This is a genomic window from Streptomyces yaizuensis, from assembly GCF_034961445.1.
Taxonomy (GTDB): Bacteria; Actinomycetota; Actinomycetes; order Streptomycetales; family Streptomycetaceae; genus Streptomyces; species Streptomyces yaizuensis.
Genome location: NZ_BSBI01000005.1, coordinates 1 through 18,185 on the forward strand (window position 1 = coordinate 1; position 18,185 = coordinate 18,185).

Consider the following 18,185-nt stretch of genomic DNA (forward strand, 5'->3'; position numbering starts at 1 on the left):
TGACGCTCGCTCCGGGGCTCTGCTTCCGCAGGGCCTCCGCCAGCTCCTCCCCCGCCGCCGTCGTCGTACGGTGTCACGCGGTGTCACGCGGTGTCGTCGCGGCGCGGGCCGCTCAGGCGCGGGCCATCTCTTCCTTCAGCGCCCGGAGGAACGAGTCCACGTCGTCCTCCGTGGTGTCGAAGGAGCACATCCAGCGCACATCGCCGGCCGCCTCGTCCCAGAAGTAGAAGCGGAAACGATTCTGGAGCCGGCGGCTGACCTCCTGCGGCAGCCGCGCGAAGACCGCGTTGGCCTGGACGGGGTAGAGGATCTCGACCCCGTCGACCTGGCGCACCCCCTCGGCGAGCCGCCGCGCCATGGAGTTGGCGTGCCGGGCGTTGCGCAGCCACAGGTCCTGTGCGAGCAGCGCCTCCAGCTGGACCGAGACGAACCTCATCTTGGACGCCAGCTGCATGGACATCTTCCGCAGATGCTTCATATGGCTGACGGCGTCCGGGTTGAGGACGACGACGGCCTCGCCGAAGAGCATGCCGTTCTTGGTGCCGCCGAAGGTGAGCACGTCGACCCCGACGGCGTTGGTGAAGGTCCGCATGGGGGTGTCGAGCGACGCGGCGGCGTTGGATATCCGGGCCCCGTCGAGATGGACCTTCATCCCGCGCTCGTGGGCGTGCTCCACGATCGCCCGGATCTCGGCCGGGGTGTAGACCGTGCCCAGCTCGGTGTTCTGGGTGATCGAGACGACCTGGGGCATGGCCCGGTGCTCGTCCTCCCAGCCCCACGCCTGCCGGTCGATCAGCTCGGGGGTGAGCTTCCCGTCGGGTGTGGGCACGGTGAGCAGCTTCAGCCCGCCCATCCGCTCGGGCGCCCCGCCCTCGTCCACGTTGATGTGGGCGCTCTCGGCGCAGATCACCGCACCCCAGCGGTCGGTGAGCGCCTGGAGGGCGGTCACGTTGGCCCCGGTCCCGTTGAAGACCGGGTAGGCCTGGGCGGTGGGGCCGAAGTGGCTGTGCATGATCCGCTGGAGGTGGTCGGTGTAGGCGTCCTCGCCGTAGGCGACCTGGTGGCCGCCGTTGGCGAGGGCGAGCGCCGCCATGACCTCGGGGTGGGCACCGGCGTAGTTGTCGCTGGCGAAACCGCGCACGGCGGGGTCGTGGTGGCGGCGGGCCGCCGTCACGGGGTGCCTCACGGGTGGGGCGTCAGCCACAGGCGCTGTCCATTCACTTCCTCGGCGGGCCGGTCCCAGACGCCGGCGATGGCGTCGGCCAGGTCGGTGACGTCGGTGAACCCGGCGAACTTCGCGTTCGGGCGCTCGGCCCGCATGGCGTCGTGCACCAGGGCCTTCACGACGAGGATCGCGGCGGCGGCCGCGGGGCCGGAGTCGTCCCCCGCCTTGCGGAAGGCGTCGGCGAGGGCGAGGGTCCATGCCTCGGCGGCGGCCTTGGCGGCCGCGTAGGCGGCGTTGCCCGCGGTGGGCTTGCTGGCGCCGGCGGCGCTGATCAGCAGATAGCGGCCCCGGTCGCTGCGGAGCAGCCCGTCGTGGAAGGCGAGCGAGGTGTTCTGGACGGTGCGGATCAGCAGGCGCTCCAGGACGTCCCAGTCGCCCAGCTCGGTCTCGGCGAAGGTGGAGCTGCCGCGCCAGCCGCCGACGAGGTGGACCACCCCGTCGACACGGCCGAACTCGCGCTCGGTCTTCTCGGCCCAGGAGCGGGTGGCGGCGGGGTCGAGCAGGTCGACGGTGTCGCCGGTGACGGTGGCGCCGCCGTGGGCGTAGCGGGCTGCGTCGACGGCCGAGGCCAGCCGCTCGGCGTCGGCGTCGGCCGCCACGACCGTGGCCCCGGCGTCGGCCAGGCGCAGCAGGGCCGCGCGGCCCGCCGGTCCCGCGGCGCCGGCCACGGCGATGACGGCGCCCTCCAGCGGGCCCTGGTTCTTCATGGTCGTCGCCTCCTTGGTGGATACGGTCACGCCGCTGCCCCCGTGGGGGTGCTCGTGGCCGCCGGACCGGTCGCGGTGATCCCCTTGGTGGAGGCGATCACGTTCCGGAGCTTCTTGGCAAGCGCCTCATAGAACATGCTGAGCGGAAACTCGTCCGGAAGCACGTCGTCCACCAGCTTGCGGGGCGGCTGGTCCAGGTCGAGGGCGCCGGGGCCCTTGGCCCAGCGGGAGCCCGGGTGCGGCGCGAGATAGGTCGAGACCAGTTCGTACGCGGCGAACCAGTGGACCAGCTTGGGCCGGTCGATGCCGTCGCGATAGAGGGTCTCGATCTCGGCGCAGAGCTGGTTGGTGACCTGCGGCGCCCGCTCCCAGTCGATCTTGAGGGTGTTGTCGGTCCAGCGGAGCACGTCGTGCTGGTGCAGGTAGGCGAAGAGGAGCTGGCCGCCGAGGCCGTCGTAGTTGCGGTTGCGGTCGCCGGAGACCGGGAAGCGGAACATCCGGTCGAAGAGGACCGCGTACTGGACGTCACGGCCGTGGGGGTTGCCCTCGGCCTCCAGGTGGACCGCCTCCTTGAAGGCGGTGAGGTCGCAGCGCAGCTCTTCGAGCCCGTACATCCAGAAGGGCTGGCGCTGCTTGATCATGAAGGGGTCGAAGGGCAGGTCGCCGTGGCTGTGGGTGCGGTCGTGGACCATGTCCCACAGGACGAACGCCTCCTGGCAGCGCTGCTGGTCGTCCACCATCTCCTGGATGTCCGCGGGCAGTTCGAGGCCGAGGACGCGGACGGCGGCGGTGGTGACGGCGCGGAAGCGGGCGGCTTCGCGGTCGCAGAAGATGCCGCCCCAGGTGAAGCGGTCGGGGGCCTCGCGCACAGCGATGGTCTCGGGGAAGAGGACGGCGGAGTGGGTGTCGTACCCGGCCGTGAAGTCCTCGAAGGTGATGCCGCAGAAGAGCGGGTTGTCGTAGCGGGTGCGCTCCAGCTCGGCCAGCCAGTCGGGCCAGACCATGCGCAGGACGACGGCCTCCAGATTGCGGTGCGGGTTGCCGTTCTGCGTGTACATGGGGAAGACGACCAGGTGCTGGAGGCCGTCGCGGCGGTCGGCCGCCGGCTGGAACGCGAGCAGCGAGTCCAGGAAGTCGGGGACGCCGAAGGCGCCGTCGGCCCAGGCGCGCAGGTCGGCGATGAGGGCCCGGTGGTAGGCCGCGTCGTGCGGCAGCAGCGGGGAGAGCGCGGCGACGGCGTCGGCGACCGTGGCGAGCGCTTCCTCGGCGCGGGCCCGGGTGGGGGCCTCCTCGGCGTCAAAGTCGATGGAGCCGTCCGTCGACTGCCAGGTGCGGATCTCCTCCACGGCGCCCTTGAGCGCCGGCCAGGCGGGGTGGTCGATCACCCGGTCGGCCACCCGGTCGGTTATCGCCGCGGAGGCGGCGTCCTGCACAAGAATTTCCGTCATGTCACTTCCTCCACGGGAGAACCTCGCGTGCGTCTCGCGTCAAGACACCGTATCCATGGCGCGTTCTCCAGGACAAGTGGGCCTAAAGAAATTATCCTGCACCACTGCATGATCGCCGAAAGGTTTGCGGTCACGTCCGAGAGCTTGCCCGCCTTCCTCCTGCTTCCCCGGGAGGTCCGTCCCATACCCGGGAGACCGGTCCGGCGACACGCCCACGAACGAGTGAAGGGATCCGGCCGCCGGGCGGGCGCCACCGGCGCACCACCGGGCCGGGCACGCTCCGACGGGGCGTGCGCGAGCGGTTGCCACCGCCGGGCGGACCACTAGGGTCTGTCTGACGGATCAGGCTGGGTCAGGGAGCGGGGTCTGGTGCCATGCATCGCAAAGCGGAGGATGAGTCCCTGCGGTGGGGGTACCACCCGGGCCGCAAGGCCCAGGGGGAGTGCGGTGCCAGGGCACGCGAGCCCCAGCAAGATCCGTCAGACAGACCCTAGGGTCTGTCCTTGCCGTGTCAGGCGGCCCGGCCGGCGTGGCATGTGCGGCGCCGGGGCGGCCGCAGGGCAACCGCCGTCGACGGAAGCGAGAGAATCTTGACTTTCCTCACCATCGGCCACCGCGGGGTCATGGGTGTCGAGCCGGAGAACACGCTGCGCTCCTTCGTCCGGGCCGAGCGCAGCGGCATGGACGCCATCGAGCTGGATCTGCATCTGAGCAAGGACGGCGCGCTCGTCGTCATGCACGACACGGATGTGGACCGGACCACCGACGGCTCGGGGCCGATCGCCGAGAAGACCCTCGCGGAGGTGCGTGAGCTGGACGCGGGCGGGGGTGAGCGGGTGCCGGTCTTCGAGGAGGTGCTGGACGCGGTCGCCAGCCCGCTCCAGGCGGAGATCAAGGACGTCGCCGCCGCGCGGGCGCTGGCCGACGTGATGCTCCGCCGGGACCTGGTCGACCGGGTCACCGTGTCGTCGTTCCACGACGACGCGGTCGCGGAGATCGCGGCCCTGGTGCCCGGGGTGCGGACGGTGCTGATCGCGAGCCGCTGGGGCGCGGACATCGTGGACCGGGCCCGCGCGGTCAGGGCGGACACCCTCGCCCTGAACATCCGGCGGCTCACCCTGGAGACCGTCGAACAGGCCCATGGCGAGGGCATCGGGGTGATCGGCTGGGTGGTGAACACGCAGGAGCAGCTGCGGCTCGCGCGCGCCTTCGAACTCGACGGCGCCACCACCGACTTCCCGGAGATCCGGCGGACCGGGCGGTTCACCGCCTGACCGCCGGGGCGGGGCGGGGCGGGGTCAGCCGGCCGCGGGCTCGTCCAGGTCCTTGAGCAGCAGCTCGAAGGCGAGATCGGTCCGCTTGGGCCGGCCGACGGAGCTGTCGTCGTACGGGAAGGGGCTGAGCTGCCCCGTCCGGCGGTAGCCCCGGCGGACGTACCAGGCGATCAGCTCCTCCCGCACGCTGACCACCACCATCCGCATCTCGCGGATCCCCCACTCCTCCCGGGCGATCCGCTCGGCCTCGGCCAGGATCCGGCGGCCCACGCCGCCGGCCTGGACGTCGGGGTCGACGGCGAACATCCCGAAGTGGGCCGAATCGCCCTGGTTTTCGAGGTTGCCGCAGCCGATCACGGTGCCGTCGCGCTCGGCCACCAGCAGCCGGGCCCCGGGGTCGGCCATCAGCCCCAGCAGTACGGGGACGGTGGTCCGCCCGCCGCCGACGAGGTCCGTCTCGGAGGTCCAGGAACGGCCGGCGCCCAGCCGGTACGCGCGCTGGATCACGTCCATCAGCACGGGCACATCGGCCTCGGTGGCGTCACGGAAGGCGAGTGTGCCGCCGTCCGTGACGGGGGTGGGGTCCGCCGCGATGTCCGCCGTGTCCATGAGCGGGTCTCCGTTCGTCGTCGTTCATTGTGTCGTCAGTCGTGTTGCCGTGTGCTGTCCGGGGGCGGGCGGGCACCCGGCGCCCCGAGCGTACGCGGCCGATCATCGCGGGCCGGGCGCGCGGGGTGCATCACCGGGACGGCGGGGGATGCGCCGCTCCTGCGGGGTCAGGGGGACGCGACCTAGAGTGCGCCCATGGTGCATGTGCTGAGCAGTCGGATCATCGTGCGGCCCGTCGACCCGGAGCGGTCGCGGCGGTTCTACGGGCAGACCCTCGGCCTGCCGGTGTACCGGGAGTTCGGCACCGGCCCGGAGCGGGGCACGGTCTACTTCCTCGGCGGCGGTTTCCTGGAGCTGTCCGGCCGGGGCCGGGGGCCGGCCGCGGCGGACGTGGAGCTGTGGCTCCAGGTCGAGGACGTGACCGCCGTCCACGAGGAGCTGTCCGGGCGGGGCGCGACGGTGCTGCGGCCTCCGGTGCGGGAGCCCTGGGGGCTGATCGAGATGTGGCTCGCCGATCCGGACGGCCACCGGATCGTGGTCGTGGAGGTGCCCGCCGACCATCCGCTGCGCCACCGGCCCTGACGGTCCGCCGGGGCTGTCACCCGGTGATGAGGGGGCGCGGGCGGCGGGCGCCGATCGCTTCCGTGCCCCCGGTGTGCACCTCCGTGCGCGCGTGTAGGCGCCGCCCGGACCGGGCATCGGCCTCTCAGGTTCCGGCGGTCCGGCAGGTCCGCCGGGCGCGCGGATCCGGCGAGGGGGAGGGTGCGCCGTGCACGGACCCGGGATGACCGGATGGCTGCTCGTCACGGTCTCCGTGGCGACCGGCGGCTACTCCCTGGTCAGGTGGCCCCGCCGGGCCGGCCCGGGGCGCCGGGCGGCCGGCGAGGACGGGCTGATGGGCCTCGGGATGGCGGCGATGGCGCTGCCCGTGCTCCTGAAGGGCGCGTGGACGGTGTACGCGGTGGTGTTCGGCGCGGCGGCGCTGTACGCGCTCCGGTCCGCACGCCGCCGCCCGGCCCGCCATCTGCACCATCTCGTCGACTCGCTCACCATGGTCTACATGGCCGTGGCGATGGCGCCGGGCACCGGGCACGGCGGGCACACGACGGCCGGAGTGCCCCAGCTGACCGGGGTTCTGCTCGTCTACTACGCCGTGTACGTGCTGCGGTCCGGGGCGCGGCTGGCCCGGGCGGGGGACGGGCGGGCGGGCGACACCGGCAGCGGCAGCGGCACCGGCACCGAATCGGGGCTCGGGCCGGCCTGCCGGCTGGCGATGGCCCTCGGGATGCTGGCGATGCTGCTGACGCTCTGACGCGCGGCCCGCACCCGCACCCCTGCCAACGCCCCGCGCCGGCTCCGGCTCCGGCGCCCCGGGCCGCTGCCCCCGGGCCCCTGCCGACGCTCCGGTACCCCGGGCCCGTACCGCGTCGAACAGCACCCGCGCACCACCCGCCCCACGGGCCACCGGGACCCGGAAACGTGTCGTACGTCACTTGGCGGCCGAGGGCGTGTCCGCCGGTGCCGCCGGACTCATAGGCTGATCACATGTTGGTCTCCCTTGTGCTGCTGTCGCTCGGAGCCCTGGCCGCCGTGGTGGCCCCGCGACTCGTGGCGCGCGCGGACTGGCCCGAACGCGAGCCGATCGTGGCGCTCTGGGTGTGGCAGTGCGTGGTCGCCGCCGTCCTGCTCTGCTTCGCGCTGTCGATGACCTTCAGCGCGGCCGCCGCCTGGCACTTCGTCCGGGGCCAGCTCTTCGCGCCCGCGCCGCACGGCGTGCTGGAGGCGTACGCGCTCGGCAGCGAGGGCCCCTGGGCGGCCCTGCTCGCGGTCCTCCTCGCCGGGGGCGGGCTGTGGACCGCGGCCATGCTGACCCGGGAGATCCGGGACGCGCGGGCGCGCCGCCGGGCCCGCCGCGCCGAACTGCTGGTCCGCGCCCCGCTGCTGCCGGGCGAGACCCCGGGCAGCGAGCCCCTGGTGGTGCTGGAGGGGGACCGGCCCGACGCCTGGTGGCTCGCGGGCACCGCGCCCCAGCTGGTCATCACGACCGCCGCCCTGCGCCGCCTGAAGGGACGTCAGCTCGACTCCGTGCTCGCCCATGAGCAGGGGCACGCGCGGGCCCGGCACGACTGGCTGCTGCACTGCTCGTCCGCGCTGGCGACGGGGTTCCCGCAGATCCCGGTGTTCGCCGCGTTCCGGGACGAGATGCACCGGCTGGTGGAGCTGGCCGCCGACGACTCCGCGTCCAAGCGGTTCGGGCGGCTCACCACCGCGCTGGCCCTGGTGGAGCTGAACGCGGACCGGGGCGTCTTCGGCGGCCCCTGCCCGGCCCCCGGGGGACAGCTGCCGCAGCGGGTCGACCGGCTGCTGTCGGCGACGCCCCGGCTGACCCCGGGCCGCAGACTGCGGCTGACCGCCGCCGCCGCGCTGGTGCCGGTGGTCCCGCTGCTCGTGGCGTTCGTCCCCGCGCTGCGCGCCCTGACCTGAGCGGATGGGGCACACGGGCCGGGGCAGGAGAGGCGTGACCCCGCCGGCCCGACCGGTGGCCGCCCCCAGGCCCACCCCACCGGGGGCGTGCCGGTACGGCCCGTACGCCCGAGAAGAGGAATGATCGCCGTCATGCGCTCCCCCCGCACCCCGTCCGCCGCCTCCGCCGCGTCCCCGGCAGGCCCCGCGCGGCATCGCCGCTTCCGGACGGGGTGGGCGGCGGCCGTCCTGGGCGTCCTGTCGGCGGTGCTGCTGGCCCTGGTCGCCGCCGGCTGGTCGCCGCTGCTCGACGCCGACCGTTCCATGGCCCGGCGGCTGCACGCGTGGGCGGTGACACAGCCGGACGCGGTCCACGTCAACCGGATCCTCAGCGACTGGGTGTGGGACCCCTGGACCATGCGGGCGCTGGCCGCCGCCGTCTGCGTCGCCCTGTGGTGGCGGCGGGAGCGGGTGCTCGCGGTGTGGCTCGCGGGGGCGACCCTGGTGGGCACGCTCCTCCAGCAGGTCCTGAAGGCCGCGGTGGGACGGGAGCGGCCGAGCTGGCCGGACCCGGTCGACTCGGCCAACCTGGCGGCCTTCCCCTCCGGGCACGCCATGACCGCCACCGTCGTCTGCGGACTGCTGCTGTGGGTCGCGGTGGAGCTGGGGGCGAGCCGCCGGTGGCTGCGCCCGGCGGTGGCGGTGGCGGTCGTCTCGGTGGTCGGCGTCGGCCTGACCCGGCTCTATCTCGGGGTGCACTGGCCCTCGGACGTCCTGGGCGGCTGGCTGATGGGGGCCTGCTGGGTGCTCTGCGCGATCACGCTGTACGAGCGGTACGGCGCGGGGCGCGAGCGCTCCTGACCCCGGGGCCCACGGACCGACGGGCTGACAGGCCGACGGACCGACGGGCTGACGGACCGACAGCGGGCCCGCGCCGACCGGACGGAGAACAGCTGCCCGGACCGGGCGATCCCCCGCGTCGCCCGGTCCGGGCAGCCCCCTCCGCCGGCGGCCTGGTGGGCCGGGCGGCGGAACGCGCTGAGTATATTGGCTCGGAGCCAGTCAACGCAGGAGTCCAGCATGTCCCCGCGGAGCCCATCGGTCAATGAAGAGATGCGCAGGCGTTCCCGCGACCGGCTGCTCCAGGCGACCGTCGACCTCGTCGGCGAGCGGGGGTACGAGGCGACGACGCTGGCCGACATCGCGGACCGGGCGGGCGCGGCGCGCGGACTGGTCTCGTACTACTTCCCGGGCAAACGGCAGTTGCTCCAGTCGGCCGTGCACCGGCTGATGCACCGCACGCTGGAGTCGGCGCTGTGGCGCGAACCGCGCACCGAGGACGGGCGGGAGCTGCTGGCGCGGGCCATCGACGCGGTTCTGGGGCTCGCGGCCGACCGTCCGGTGCTCATGCGGACGCACATGTCCGGGATCCTCCAGGCCGAGGGCTTCATCCCCTGTCCGGAGCAGCACCGGGTCGCGGCGCTGCTGCGCTGGTCGGTGGAGCGGTCCGGGTCCCGGCAGGTCGACACGGACTATCCGCTGCTGCGGGCGCTGCTGATGGGGGCGGTCTTCGCGATCGTGCTGCCGGGGGCGCCGATGCCGGCGGAGCGGATGCGCGCGGATCTGTTCCAGCGGTTCGGACTCGGCTGGGAGTTGGGTGTCCCGCCCGGCGACAAGTCCGGCGACAAGTCCGGCGGTAAGTCCGGCGGTGAGTCCGGTGCCGGCCCGCCGGAGCACCGGAGCCTGTCCCTCTGACGGTCCGGAAGGCCGGAAGGCCGGGCGGGCGGCCGTGCCGGGCGCGGCCCCAGGGGACCGGTCCACGGCACGACCGTACGACCACCGTCGTGCAACGGGTCTACGCGGCCAGCAGTTCCAGGACGAGGCGCACCGCGTCGAGGACGGGCAGGCCGAGGGTGCCGGCCGTGGCGGCGATGCCGGCGACGGCCATCAGGGCGCGGTGCCGTTCCTGCGGCTCCGCGTCGGCGCCCGCCTCCAGCGCCGGGACCGCCTCGTCGAGGGAGCGTGCCGACAGCGGCGGCACGTTGGCGCGCAGCTCGCGCAGGAGCGTCAGCAGCTCCTGGACGGCCTCCTCCAGGGCGGGCGCGGCCGCCGGGGTGCCGATCGGGCCGGTCCGGGCGTTGACCATGCCCGTGTTGCCCGTACCGCCGTGCATGTTGACCGTGTTGCCGTAGTAGTGGTTCGTCCCGCCGCTCATGCGCTTCCCATCCCCACGTTGCCCATGCCGCCGTACATGTTGACCGTGTCACCCAGGTAGTAGTTGCTGGGGCTGCTGATCACCAGCGTCTCCACCCGTACCTGGAACTCGGTCTCCGGGTGCTCTATCGCGTACGAGATCCGGTGGACCAGCTGCCGCAGCTGCGCGTGGTCCCGGCCGGCGACCACGGCGGTCGACGGTCCGGAGGTCTCGACGCCGAGGACGAAGAGAGCGGGCGCGGACAGCACTCTGATCATGTCCACGAGCGAGTAGACCAGTGCGGCGAGGGCGGCCAGCCACAGCAGTCCCAGGAGCGAGACGGGGCCCTCCTCCTGGCCGACCGCCGCGATCACGCCGCCGAGCAGGGTGAGCATCGCGGTCACCGCGAGGGTGAGACCGACTCTGCGGACGAAGCGCGTCACCGCCTCCGCGCGGCGGGGGCGGAGGGTGTAGGTGTAGACCCGCGCGACGCTCTGGAGCGGATAGACCGCCTCGCCGACCCAGAGCAGGCGCTTGCCGACCCGCAGGTCGAGCACGCTCGTCAGCCCGGTGGGCGGACTGCCCGTCCCCGGATCGGCCCCGGGGGCCGGAGCGGCCGCGGGCGGCGGGATCGTCCCGGACGGCGGGGTGGCGGGTGAGGGCGGGACCTTCCACGGCGGTGGCTGCGGTGGTCGCGGTGGCTCGGTGGGCTCTGCCGGCTGCATCGGTTCCCCCGGGGATACGTCGGTGTTGTCGAACGCAGACCATTAACCACCTGACGCGTCCCCGACGCAAACGACTTGGGCATCCCGTCGGGGGCGGAGGACGGGAAGGCCCCGGCCGGGACCGTGGGCACGGTCCCGGCCGGGGCCGGTGTTCTCGGATCACCGATCGACCGGCCGTCGGCCGGTCGGCCGCCGATCGGTCAGTCGTCGTCCCCGTCCTCGAAGTAGTCCGGCTGGGTCTGCACGTTCAGCTCGTGCAGCCGGACCCGCTTCGCGGGGTCGGTACGACGGTCGTTGATCTTCAGGACGTCGAGGCCCTTGGCGATGTCGTTGGAGTAGACATGGCCGTTGTAGTAGTACGTCGACCAGGGGCCGGCCGTGGTGACGCGGTCGAGGGTGACCGGGCCGCGCTCGAAGTAGCCGATCTCCTTCGGCTTCTTGGAGTCGGTGAAGTCCCAGACGGAGATGCCGCCCTGGTACCAGGCCTGGACCATCAGGTCCTTGCCCTTGACCGGGATCAGCGAGCCGTTGTGCGCGACGCACACCTCGGCGTCCGCCTGGTGGCGGTCGATCTTGAAGTAGCTGCGGAAGACCAGCTTGCGCTTGTCGCCCTTGCCCACGATGTCGTAGATGCCGTTGGCACCGCGGTTGGGGCCGACCTCGGCGTTGCAGGTGGCCGCGCCGCCGCCGCCCAGCTCGTCGGTGAAGACGACCTTGTTGGCGCGCTGGTTGAAGGTGGCCGAGTGCCAGAACGCGAAGTTCTCGTTGTCCTGGACCCGGTCGATGATCTTCGGGCGCTCCGGGTTCTCGATGTCGAAGAGGATGCCGTCACCCATGCAGGCACCGGCCGCCAGGTCCTTCGAGGGGAGCACGGTGATGTCGTGGCAGCCGGAGGTCTCGGTGACGCCCGGGTTGGTGGGCGCGCCCGGGTTGCCGCCGTCCGGGAACAGCGACGGGAAGCCGACCAGCTTCGACTGCTCGGGCGCCTTGCGCGGCACCTTCACGATCGAGATGCCGTCGTGCGGCGGCTGGCAGTCCGGGAACCGCGCGCTGGGGAAGTAGGACGAGACGTACACGTACACGTTCCTGCGGTCGGGCACGATCGTGTTGGTGTGCGAACCGCACGCGGTCTCGACAGCGGCGACGTACTTCGGGTTGCGCTTGTCGCTGATGTCGAAGATCTTGATGCCCTCCCACGACTCCTTGATCGTGGCCGACTGCGACGTGCTGGAGCACGAGTTGTCGCTGCGCGAGGAGTCGGTGGAGAGGATCAGCAGGTCGCCGGAGACGGAGATGTCGTTCTGGCCGCCCGGGCACAGCACCTGCGAGACGGTCTTCGGCGCCCGCGGATTGCTGATGTCGTAGATGGTGAAGCCGTCGTAGTTACCGGAGTAGGCGTACTTCCCCTGGAAGGAGATGTCCGTATTGGTCCCCTTCAGCGTTCCCTTGGGAACGTTGACGAGATGCTCGATGTTCGGGCTGTGGACGATCTCGTCCACGCCGGGTATCTCGCCCTTCTTGATGGCGGACCGGGCCTCGGCCGCCTCGCCGGAGGAGACCTTGTCCCCCTTGACGCCCCGGTCCCCCGGGTCGGGGGTGGCCATGGCCGGCGCGGCCGTCAGCAGTGTGGCGAGCAGACCTGCGGCGGCGGTCGCCACGCCCAGTCGTCTGCCCCGCGTACGGGTGTTGTGCAACAAGCTCACTACGTCCTCCCTGCGTACCGTTCCCTGTTCGAACGGATTCACGGACCACGGCAGTATCTTCCCTTGCATGGACATCTCAACAGATGGCAACAGAGACGTAATAAGAGTTTTTGATCGACCGACGTCGGATCCGTGCTAGGAACAACCACAAACAGTCGCCAAACGCCTCAAGAGATGCTGGAGATCACAGTGTTCACTCGCCGCTCGACCAGGGGTGCGCGCGGACCGGTCGTCGCGGCAGCCGTCGCCGCCGCCGTACTCGCCCTCGCCGCCTGCGAATCGGACTCCCCGCCGGATTCGTCCGGAAAGAACTCCTCCGCCCAGGCCGGGACCGGTGCGGAGGCCGGTGGCGGCAACTCCGTGGTGGCGCCGGGCAAACCGGGCGAACCGGCGAAGACGCTGTCGCCCGAGGAAGTAGAGAAGGCCCTCCCCGACGACTCCCCCAACGACGCCGACATCGCGTACGCGCACCGGATGATCGAGCACCACCGCCAGGCGCTGACCATGACCGATCTGACAGCGGAGCGGGCCGCCTCACCGAAGGTCAAGCGGCTCGCGGAGCGCATATCCGCCGCCCAGAAGCCGGAGATCGGCGCGATGGAGGGCTGGTTGGACAGCCACGGCGAGAAGGCCACGAAGGGCGGCGGCGGGCACGGCGGCCACGGGGGGCACGGGGACCACGGCGGTGACGGGATGCCGGGCATGGCCACCGAGGCACAGCTGAAGCAGTTGCGCGCGGCCCGGGGCGCGGCCTTCGACGAGTTGTTCCTGAAGCTGATGATCACCCATCACCATGGGGCGATCACCATGGCCACCGAGGCGCTGACCAACGGGAACAACGTCCGGGTGGAGGAGATGGCGGGCGATGTGGTCGCCAGTCAGACCGTGGAGATCAACCGGATGCGGAACCTGTGACGGCGCTCCCCGCGCCGCCACCGGCAACCACCGGCAACCACCGGCAACCACCGACAACCGCCGGCGGCCACCGCGCCTCAGCGGCGGTGGCGGCGCGGGGAGAGCAATCCGTCCACGCGGGCGGCGGCGATGAGCCGCAGTGAGCCCCGGCGGCTGCGGCCGGTGGCGCTCATCACCGCGAGAACCGGGTCGGCTCCCCGGTCCTGCGCGGCCCGGTAGGCCTGGGCGGCGGCCCGGCGGGCGGCTCTGCCGCGGGCCGTCGTGGACCGCACCCGGTGCCGGTCCGCGTCCCCCTCGCCCTCGCCCTCGCAGGTGCTGTCACCGGTATCGGTGGCCGGCGGCGGTTCGGGCGCGGACCCTGGGGCGGGGGCGGCCGGCGGGCCGTCCGGAAGCAGCGGCAGGGGCAGGGACTCCACGGGCGGCGGCTCCGCCGGGACCGGCCCCGCCGGAGCCTCCTCCGGGCCGCGGGTGCGCGGCGCTCTCAGGGCCGCCGCCCGGCAGGCGTCCTCCAGGGGCCGGCGGATCCGCTGCGCGAGGACCGTCATCCCCGGCAGCGGCAGCGGCGGCTCCGCACGCAGCTCCTCGATGGTGAGCCGCCCCTCGGTCACCACGGCCAGGACTTCGAGCCGGGTGCCGTCGGCGAAGGTCAGCCGGACATCGAACCAGCGGGACAGCAGCACCCGGTCGCCTGCGCCGCCGCCAGCGCTGTCCCCGTTCCCGGCGGGCGGCCGGACCCGCTCCCGCACCCGGTCGGCGACGACGGCCCCGTACCCCTGGATCTCCCAGATGGCCGGATAAGGCAGCGCGCGGCCGGGATCATACTGATCATTGGCATTAAGAAACGTAGTTTCTTGCACCATTCATATGTAACCGGTCACCCCGTACCCGGGTGCCGCCACACGCGCGTCCCCCGCGCACGGCACCCTCCCGGCGCAGCCACGCACCGGACCGGGGACCGGTGCGATGCTGGAATTCCCCCTCCGGGAAGGAGGACCGCCGTGCTCCGCGTCGCCGTCGTCGGGTCCGGCCCCAGCGGGGTCTACACCGCGCAGGAGCTGGTCGGACAGGACCGGGTGCCGGATGTGCGGGTGCATGTCCTGGACCGGCTGCCCTGCCCGTACGGGCTGGTGCGCTACGGTGTCGCGCCGGACCACGAGAAGATCAAGTCGTTGCAGAACTCGCTCCGGGCCGTGCTGGAGGACGAGCGGATCACCTTCCTCGGCCATGTCGAGGTGGGTACGCGCGGACTGGACCCCCGGCGGCTGCTCGGCCTCTACCACGCCGTCGTCTACTGCGTGGGCGCCGCGCGCGACCGCCGGCTGGGCATCCCGGGCGAGGATCTGCCCGGCAGCCACTCCGCCACCGACTTCGTCGCCTGGTACAGCGCCCATCCGGACGCCGCCGCGACCCGCTTCGCGCTCCCCGGCCGCTCGGCCGTGGTGATCGGCGCGGGCAACGTGGCCGTCGACGTGACCCGCCTGCTCGCCCGGGACCCGGCGGAGCTGCGCCCCACCGACATGCCCGAGGGCGCGCTCTCCGCGCTGGCGGCAAGCGGTGTGCGCGAGGTGCACATGGTGGCCCGGCGGGGGCCCTCGCAGGCCCGGTTCACCACCAAGGAGCTGCGGGAGCTGGGCACGCTGTCCGGCACCGGCGTCGGGGCGGACCCCGCCGACCTCGCGCTCGACCCCGCGTACACCGACCCGGGCCTGGCCGCCGCGCTGCCCGCCGCCGCCCGGCGCAATCTCGACGTCGTACGGGAGTGGGCGGCCCGGGACCCCGGCGACGGGGGCCGCCGGGTGCGGGTGCGGTTCTTCCTGCGGCCGGTGGAGCTCCTGGAGTCGCACGGGGCGGTCGGGGCCGTACGGTTCGAGCGGACCGTGCCCGACGGGTCCGGCGGGGTCCGGGGCACCGGCGCGTACGAGGAGATCGAGGCGCGGCTCGTGCTGCGGGCGGTCGGCTACCAGGGGGTGCCCCTGCCGGGGCTGCCGTTCGACGCCCGCCTGGGCACGGTGCCGCACCGCGCCGGGCGGGTGGTGCGCGACGGAGCGCCCTCGCCCGGGGAGTACGTGGCCGGGTGGATCAAGCGGGGGCCGACCGGGGTCATCGGCAGCAACCGGCCCTGCGCGAAGGAGACCGTGGGCTCGCTCCTCGACGACGCCGGGGCGCTGTCTCGGCGGCCGGTCGCGGCCGATCCGCTGGCGGAGCTGGGGGCGGCGGGGCACCGGCCGGTGCGCTGGCCGGGCTGGGAGGCGATCACGGCGGCGGAGGCCGATCTCGGGCGGCGCCTGGGCCGGGGGTCCGTGAAGATCCCCGACTGGCCGGGGCTGCTGGCCGCCGCCGGGGGGTGAGCGGGCGGGCGGCCCGGCGGCCCCGGGGCTGTCGCGCCGGTGGACCCCCGCCGCCCGCGGCCGCCGCCGGCGCCTCCTCCGCCTCACCCCACCGGACAAGGTCTCGGCCGGGTACGTTCCGAACGCCCCGCGCTGCCGGTCCGGACCCTCGATCCGCCGACTGGCCGGCTGTTCCTGGGTGCGGTACTCCCAGGACTGTGCCGGCCTTCTTCCCGCCCGTCCTGATCGGCAGACTCGAAGCCATCGGCGAACGATCCCCACGGCGGGGAGCCGGTACGAGGGGAACCCACCCGGCCGCCGCGTCGGCGACGACGACCGCACCCCCGCCACAACCGGAAGGACACCGTCATGTCTGCCGCCCTGCTCACCGGCACCCCCCTCACGGGCCGGGTCGCCGTCGTCTCCGGCGCCTCCAGTGGCATCGGCGCCGCCACCGCCGAACGCCTCGCCCGGCTCGGGGCCGCCGTGGTCGTCCTCGCCCGCCGCAAGGACCGGCTGGACGGTGTCGTCGCGAACATCGAGGCGGCGGGGGGCAGCGCGCTCGCCCTCGCCGTCGATGTCACGGACCGCGACGCGGTCACCGCGGCCGCCCGGCAGGTCACCGAGCGGTACGGCCGGGCCGACCTCGTCTTCAACAACGCCGGTGTCCAGCTCGTCTCCGGCATCGAGGAACTCCGGGTCGACGACTGGCAGCGTCAGATCGATCTGAACATCACCGGGCTCATGAACGTCATCGCCGCCTTCCTGCCCCAGCTCACCGAGTCCGCCGCCCGGGGCGGGCCCGCCGACCTGATCAACACCTCGTCCATCGCCGCCACGCGCATTCTGGAGAAGTTCTCGGTCTACTCCGGAACCAAGGCCTACATCAGCCACCTCACCCGTCTCCTGCGCGTCGAACTCGGCCCCAGGATGGTCCGGGTGGCCACCATCGAACCCGGCATGGTGGACACCGAGCTTCCCGACCACGTCACCGACCCGGACGCCTCCCGGCTCATGGCGGACCTCATCCGTGACATCGATGTCCTCCAGGGCGCCGATATCGCCGAGACCGTCGCCTTCATGGCCGCGGTGCCGCGCCATGTCAACCTCACCGAGATCACCGTCCTCCCCACCGCCCAGGTCATCTGACGCCGCCGCTCCCGCCGCACCCCGGCGCCCGGCGCGGATATAGGTGGTTGTCGCCGACGCGACCGAGTACCGCGTGCTGGAAGGGTCGGAGCCCGAACGGCGGCGCCGGACCGGCCACGGACCGGCCCACCGACGCACCGGCCCACCGACACGACGAGCGGGAGAATTCATGACAGCCCAGGGCATCACCTACACGGGACTCGACGCTCTCCTCACCCCGGAGAACTCCGTCCTTCTGCTGATCGACCATCAGGGGGCCCAGTTCGCGGGCATGCGCAGCATGGACGCGACCCTGGTGGTCAACCATGTGACCGCGCTGGCCAAGGGCGCCAGGCTGTTCGGTGTGCCGACCGTCCTGACCACCGTCGTGGAGGACCGCGGCGGCCGGCTCATCCGTCAGCTCCAGGACGTGTTCCCCGACCAGACGCCGATCGACCGTACGACGATCAACTCCTGGGAGGACCAGCGGGTGGTGGACGCCGTCGCCGCGACGGGCCGCAGGGACATCGTCATGGCGGGGCTCTGGACGGACATCTGCCTGGCCTGGCCCGCCGTGCACGCCCTCGCCGACGGCTACCGGGTGTTCGCGGTGACGGACGCCTCGGGCGCCACCAGCGTCGAGGCCCACGAGCGCGGTATCCAGCGCATGATCCAGGCCGGTGTGATACCGACCTGCTCCGGAACCGTCATCGGGGAGTGGCAGCGGGACTGGGCCCGTGAGGAGACCGCACCGGGCATGACCGAGATCCTGCTGGAGCACGGCGGCGTCTTCGGCACCAGCCTGGCCTGGGAACTCCAGCTGCTCGGGCTCGACAGGAAGTGACCCCGTGCCGGGGCCCCCGGGTCCCCGGTTCCCGAAACCCCCGGCCGGGGGAGAACCCCACGAGGAGTCGCACGATGAACATCACTGTGGTCGGCCGCGGAAGGGTCGGCAGTGGGCTCGCCCACCTGTGGAACGGGGCGGGCCATGCGGTCACCTGTCTCGGGCGCGACGGCGGGGACGCGAGCGGCGCCGATGTCGTGGTGGTGGCGGTGCCCGGCCAGGCGATCGCCGAGGCACTGGGCGGAGTGTCGGGGCTGTCCGGCCGGACGACCGTGGACACCACCAACATCTACCAGGAGCGGGACGGTTCGTTCCCGTCGCTCTCCCATCACATCAAGTCGATCGTCGGCGGGCCGACCGCGAAGGCGTTCTCCACGGTCTTCGCGGCCACCTACGCGCAGGTCTCCACGCGGCGGATCAGGCCGGGCAACCTCTTCGCCGGCGACGCCGAAGCCAGGGACATCACCGAACAGCTCATTCGGGACGCCGGTTTCGATCCTGTCTTCGTCGGCGATCTCACCCCCGGCGCCCGGCTGCTCGAAGACAGCTCCGGTCTGACCCGCGCGCTCGCCGAGCGGATGGGCCCCTTTTTCTATCGGTACGGCCGGCCCGGCGATTTCTGA

At 72.9% G+C, this 18,185-nt stretch carries 19 protein-coding genes; 11 read left to right on the forward strand and 8 right to left on the reverse strand.

Annotation, left to right across the window (positions count from 1 at the left end; translation table 11 throughout):
• Positions 1-112: 112 nt before the first annotated feature.
• Genes SYYSPA8_RS13700 through SYYSPA8_RS13710 form a run of 3 tightly spaced genes read right to left on the reverse strand, consistent with a single transcriptional unit; the run spans position 113 to position 3,380 of the window.
• The gene (locus SYYSPA8_RS13700; RefSeq protein ID WP_323447408.1) at positions 113-1,186 is read right to left on the reverse strand and encodes a threonine aldolase family protein; all 1,074 of its coding nucleotides are present in this window, start codon (positions 1,184-1,186) and stop codon (positions 113-115) included.
• Positions 1,183-1,932, reverse strand: coding sequence for an SDR family NAD(P)-dependent oxidoreductase (locus SYYSPA8_RS13705; protein ID WP_323447797.1), 750 nt, complete (start codon positions 1,930-1,932; stop codon positions 1,183-1,185). The genes SYYSPA8_RS13700 and SYYSPA8_RS13705 overlap by 4 nt, the downstream gene beginning before the upstream one ends.
• Positions 1,933-1,958: 26 nt before the next feature.
• Positions 1,959-3,380 (reverse strand): DUF6421 family protein, encoded by a 1,422-nt coding sequence (locus tag SYYSPA8_RS13710; RefSeq protein ID WP_323447409.1) that lies wholly within the window; start codon positions 3,378-3,380, stop codon positions 1,959-1,961.
• A 623-nt stretch (positions 3,381-4,003) separates the two neighbouring features.
• On the opposite strand from SYYSPA8_RS13710, the gene SYYSPA8_RS13715 reads away from it, so the two are divergent.
• Positions 4,004-4,654: a glycerophosphodiester phosphodiesterase gene (locus SYYSPA8_RS13715; protein ID WP_323447798.1), complete on the forward strand. Its 651-nt coding sequence runs from the start codon at positions 4,004-4,006 to the stop codon at positions 4,652-4,654.
• A 24-nt stretch (positions 4,655-4,678) separates the two neighbouring features.
• Here SYYSPA8_RS13715 and SYYSPA8_RS13720 read toward each other — a convergent pair whose 3' ends face one another.
• Positions 4,679-5,263: a GNAT family N-acetyltransferase gene (locus SYYSPA8_RS13720; RefSeq protein ID WP_323447410.1), complete on the reverse strand. Its 585-nt coding sequence runs from the start codon at positions 5,261-5,263 to the stop codon at positions 4,679-4,681.
• A gap of 195 nt (positions 5,264-5,458) precedes the next feature.
• Here SYYSPA8_RS13720 and SYYSPA8_RS13725 point away from each other — a divergent pair, with 195 nt between their 5' ends.
• The 5 genes from SYYSPA8_RS13725 to SYYSPA8_RS13745 all read left to right on the forward strand — a co-directional run bounded on the left by SYYSPA8_RS13725 (position 5,459) and on the right by SYYSPA8_RS13745 (position 9,481).
• Positions 5,459-5,845, forward strand: coding sequence for a VOC family protein (locus SYYSPA8_RS13725; RefSeq protein WP_323447411.1), 387 nt, complete (start codon positions 5,459-5,461; stop codon positions 5,843-5,845).
• Between the two features lie 202 nt (positions 5,846-6,047).
• Complete coding sequence (locus SYYSPA8_RS13730; RefSeq protein WP_323447412.1) at positions 6,048-6,575, forward strand: DUF5134 domain-containing protein; 528 nt, start codon at positions 6,048-6,050, stop codon at positions 6,573-6,575.
• 233 nt (positions 6,576-6,808) lie between these two features.
• Positions 6,809-7,747, forward strand: coding sequence for a M56 family metallopeptidase (locus tag SYYSPA8_RS13735; RefSeq protein WP_323447413.1), 939 nt, complete (start codon positions 6,809-6,811; stop codon positions 7,745-7,747).
• 132 nt (positions 7,748-7,879) lie between these two features.
• Positions 7,880-8,587 carry a phosphatase PAP2 family protein gene (locus SYYSPA8_RS13740; RefSeq protein ID WP_323447414.1) on the forward strand — a complete coding sequence of 236 codons (708 nt, stop codon included), beginning with the start codon at positions 7,880-7,882 and terminating at the stop codon, positions 8,585-8,587.
• 219 nt (positions 8,588-8,806) lie between these two features.
• Positions 8,807-9,481, forward strand: a complete 675-nt coding sequence (locus tag SYYSPA8_RS13745) for a TetR/AcrR family transcriptional regulator (protein ID WP_323447415.1) — start codon at positions 8,807-8,809, stop codon at positions 9,479-9,481.
• A gap of 100 nt (positions 9,482-9,581) precedes the next feature.
• On the opposite strand, the gene SYYSPA8_RS13750 is transcribed toward SYYSPA8_RS13745, so the two are convergent.
• From SYYSPA8_RS13750 to SYYSPA8_RS13760, 3 genes are all read right to left on the reverse strand, one after another.
• Complete coding sequence (locus SYYSPA8_RS13750; protein ID WP_323447416.1) at positions 9,582-9,941, reverse strand: hypothetical protein; 360 nt, start codon at positions 9,939-9,941, stop codon at positions 9,582-9,584.
• Positions 9,938-10,645, reverse strand: coding sequence for a DUF6232 family protein (locus SYYSPA8_RS13755; RefSeq protein WP_323447417.1), 708 nt, complete (start codon positions 10,643-10,645; stop codon positions 9,938-9,940). The genes SYYSPA8_RS13750 and SYYSPA8_RS13755 overlap by 4 nt, the downstream gene beginning before the upstream one ends.
• Positions 10,646-10,845: 200 nt before the next feature.
• Complete coding sequence (locus SYYSPA8_RS13760) at positions 10,846-12,348, reverse strand: LVIVD repeat-containing protein (RefSeq protein WP_323447418.1); 1,503 nt, start codon at positions 12,346-12,348, stop codon at positions 10,846-10,848.
• Positions 12,349-12,522: 174 nt separating this feature from the next.
• Here SYYSPA8_RS13760 and SYYSPA8_RS13765 point away from each other — a divergent pair, with 174 nt between their 5' ends.
• Entirely contained in the window at positions 12,523-13,263 is a 741-nt protein-coding gene (locus tag SYYSPA8_RS13765) for a DUF305 domain-containing protein (RefSeq protein WP_323447419.1), read from the forward strand.
• Between the two features lie 77 nt (positions 13,264-13,340).
• Here the strand turns inward: SYYSPA8_RS13765 and SYYSPA8_RS13770 are convergent, their stop codons facing one another.
• Positions 13,341-14,123, reverse strand: coding sequence for a DUF6214 family protein (locus SYYSPA8_RS13770; RefSeq protein WP_323447420.1), 783 nt, complete (start codon positions 14,121-14,123; stop codon positions 13,341-13,343).
• A gap of 138 nt (positions 14,124-14,261) precedes the next feature.
• On the opposite strand from SYYSPA8_RS13770, the gene SYYSPA8_RS13775 reads away from it, so the two are divergent.
• From SYYSPA8_RS13775 to SYYSPA8_RS13790, 4 genes are all read left to right on the forward strand, one after another.
• Positions 14,262-15,611 (forward strand): FAD-dependent oxidoreductase, encoded by a 1,350-nt coding sequence (locus tag SYYSPA8_RS13775; RefSeq protein ID WP_323447421.1) that lies wholly within the window; start codon positions 14,262-14,264, stop codon positions 15,609-15,611.
• Positions 15,612-15,959: 348 nt separating this feature from the next.
• A complete protein-coding gene (locus tag SYYSPA8_RS13780; RefSeq protein ID WP_323447422.1) occupies positions 15,960-16,739 on the forward strand; it encodes an SDR family oxidoreductase in 780 nt (259 codons plus the stop codon).
• 169 nt (positions 16,740-16,908) lie between these two features.
• Positions 16,909-17,562: a hydrolase gene (locus SYYSPA8_RS13785; protein WP_323447423.1), complete on the forward strand. Its 654-nt coding sequence runs from the start codon at positions 16,909-16,911 to the stop codon at positions 17,560-17,562.
• A gap of 74 nt (positions 17,563-17,636) precedes the next feature.
• On the forward strand, positions 17,637-18,185 hold the full coding sequence (locus SYYSPA8_RS13790) for an NADPH-dependent F420 reductase (RefSeq protein ID WP_323447424.1): 549 nt from the start codon (positions 17,637-17,639) through the stop codon (positions 18,183-18,185).

Coding starts and splice junctions, on each gene's coding strand:
- SYYSPA8_RS13755 (WP_323447417.1), bottom strand. CDS start 10,645: ATGCAGCCGGCAGAGCCCACCGAGCCACCGCGACCACCGCAGCCACCG.
- SYYSPA8_RS13765 (WP_323447419.1), top strand. CDS start 12,523: ATGCTGGAGATCACAGTGTTCACTCGCCGCTCGACCAGGGGTGCGCGC.
- SYYSPA8_RS13710 (WP_323447409.1), bottom strand. CDS start 3,380: ATGACGGAAATTCTTGTGCAGGACGCCGCCTCCGCGGCGATAACCGAC.
- SYYSPA8_RS13740 (WP_323447414.1), top strand. CDS start 7,880: ATGCGCTCCCCCCGCACCCCGTCCGCCGCCTCCGCCGCGTCCCCGGCA.
- SYYSPA8_RS13720 (WP_323447410.1), bottom strand. CDS start 5,263: ATGGACACGGCGGACATCGCGGCGGACCCCACCCCCGTCACGGACGGC.
- SYYSPA8_RS13750 (WP_323447416.1), bottom strand. CDS start 9,941: ATGAGCGGCGGGACGAACCACTACTACGGCAACACGGTCAACATGCAC.
- SYYSPA8_RS13745 (WP_323447415.1), top strand. CDS start 8,807: ATGTCCCCGCGGAGCCCATCGGTCAATGAAGAGATGCGCAGGCGTTCC.
- SYYSPA8_RS13725 (WP_323447411.1), top strand. CDS start 5,459: ATGGTGCATGTGCTGAGCAGTCGGATCATCGTGCGGCCCGTCGACCCG.
- SYYSPA8_RS13770 (WP_323447420.1), bottom strand. CDS start 14,123: ATGGTGCAAGAAACTACGTTTCTTAATGCCAATGATCAGTATGATCCC.
- SYYSPA8_RS13780 (WP_323447422.1), top strand. CDS start 15,960: ATGTCTGCCGCCCTGCTCACCGGCACCCCCCTCACGGGCCGGGTCGCC.
- SYYSPA8_RS13730 (WP_323447412.1), top strand. CDS start 6,048: ATGACCGGATGGCTGCTCGTCACGGTCTCCGTGGCGACCGGCGGCTAC.
- SYYSPA8_RS13735 (WP_323447413.1), top strand. CDS start 6,809: ATGTTGGTCTCCCTTGTGCTGCTGTCGCTCGGAGCCCTGGCCGCCGTG.
- SYYSPA8_RS13715 (WP_323447798.1), top strand. CDS start 4,004: ATGGGTGTCGAGCCGGAGAACACGCTGCGCTCCTTCGTCCGGGCCGAG.
- SYYSPA8_RS13785 (WP_323447423.1), top strand. CDS start 16,909: ATGACAGCCCAGGGCATCACCTACACGGGACTCGACGCTCTCCTCACC.
- SYYSPA8_RS13790 (WP_323447424.1), top strand. CDS start 17,637: ATGAACATCACTGTGGTCGGCCGCGGAAGGGTCGGCAGTGGGCTCGCC.
- SYYSPA8_RS13705 (WP_323447797.1), bottom strand. CDS start 1,932: ATGAAGAACCAGGGCCCGCTGGAGGGCGCCGTCATCGCCGTGGCCGGC.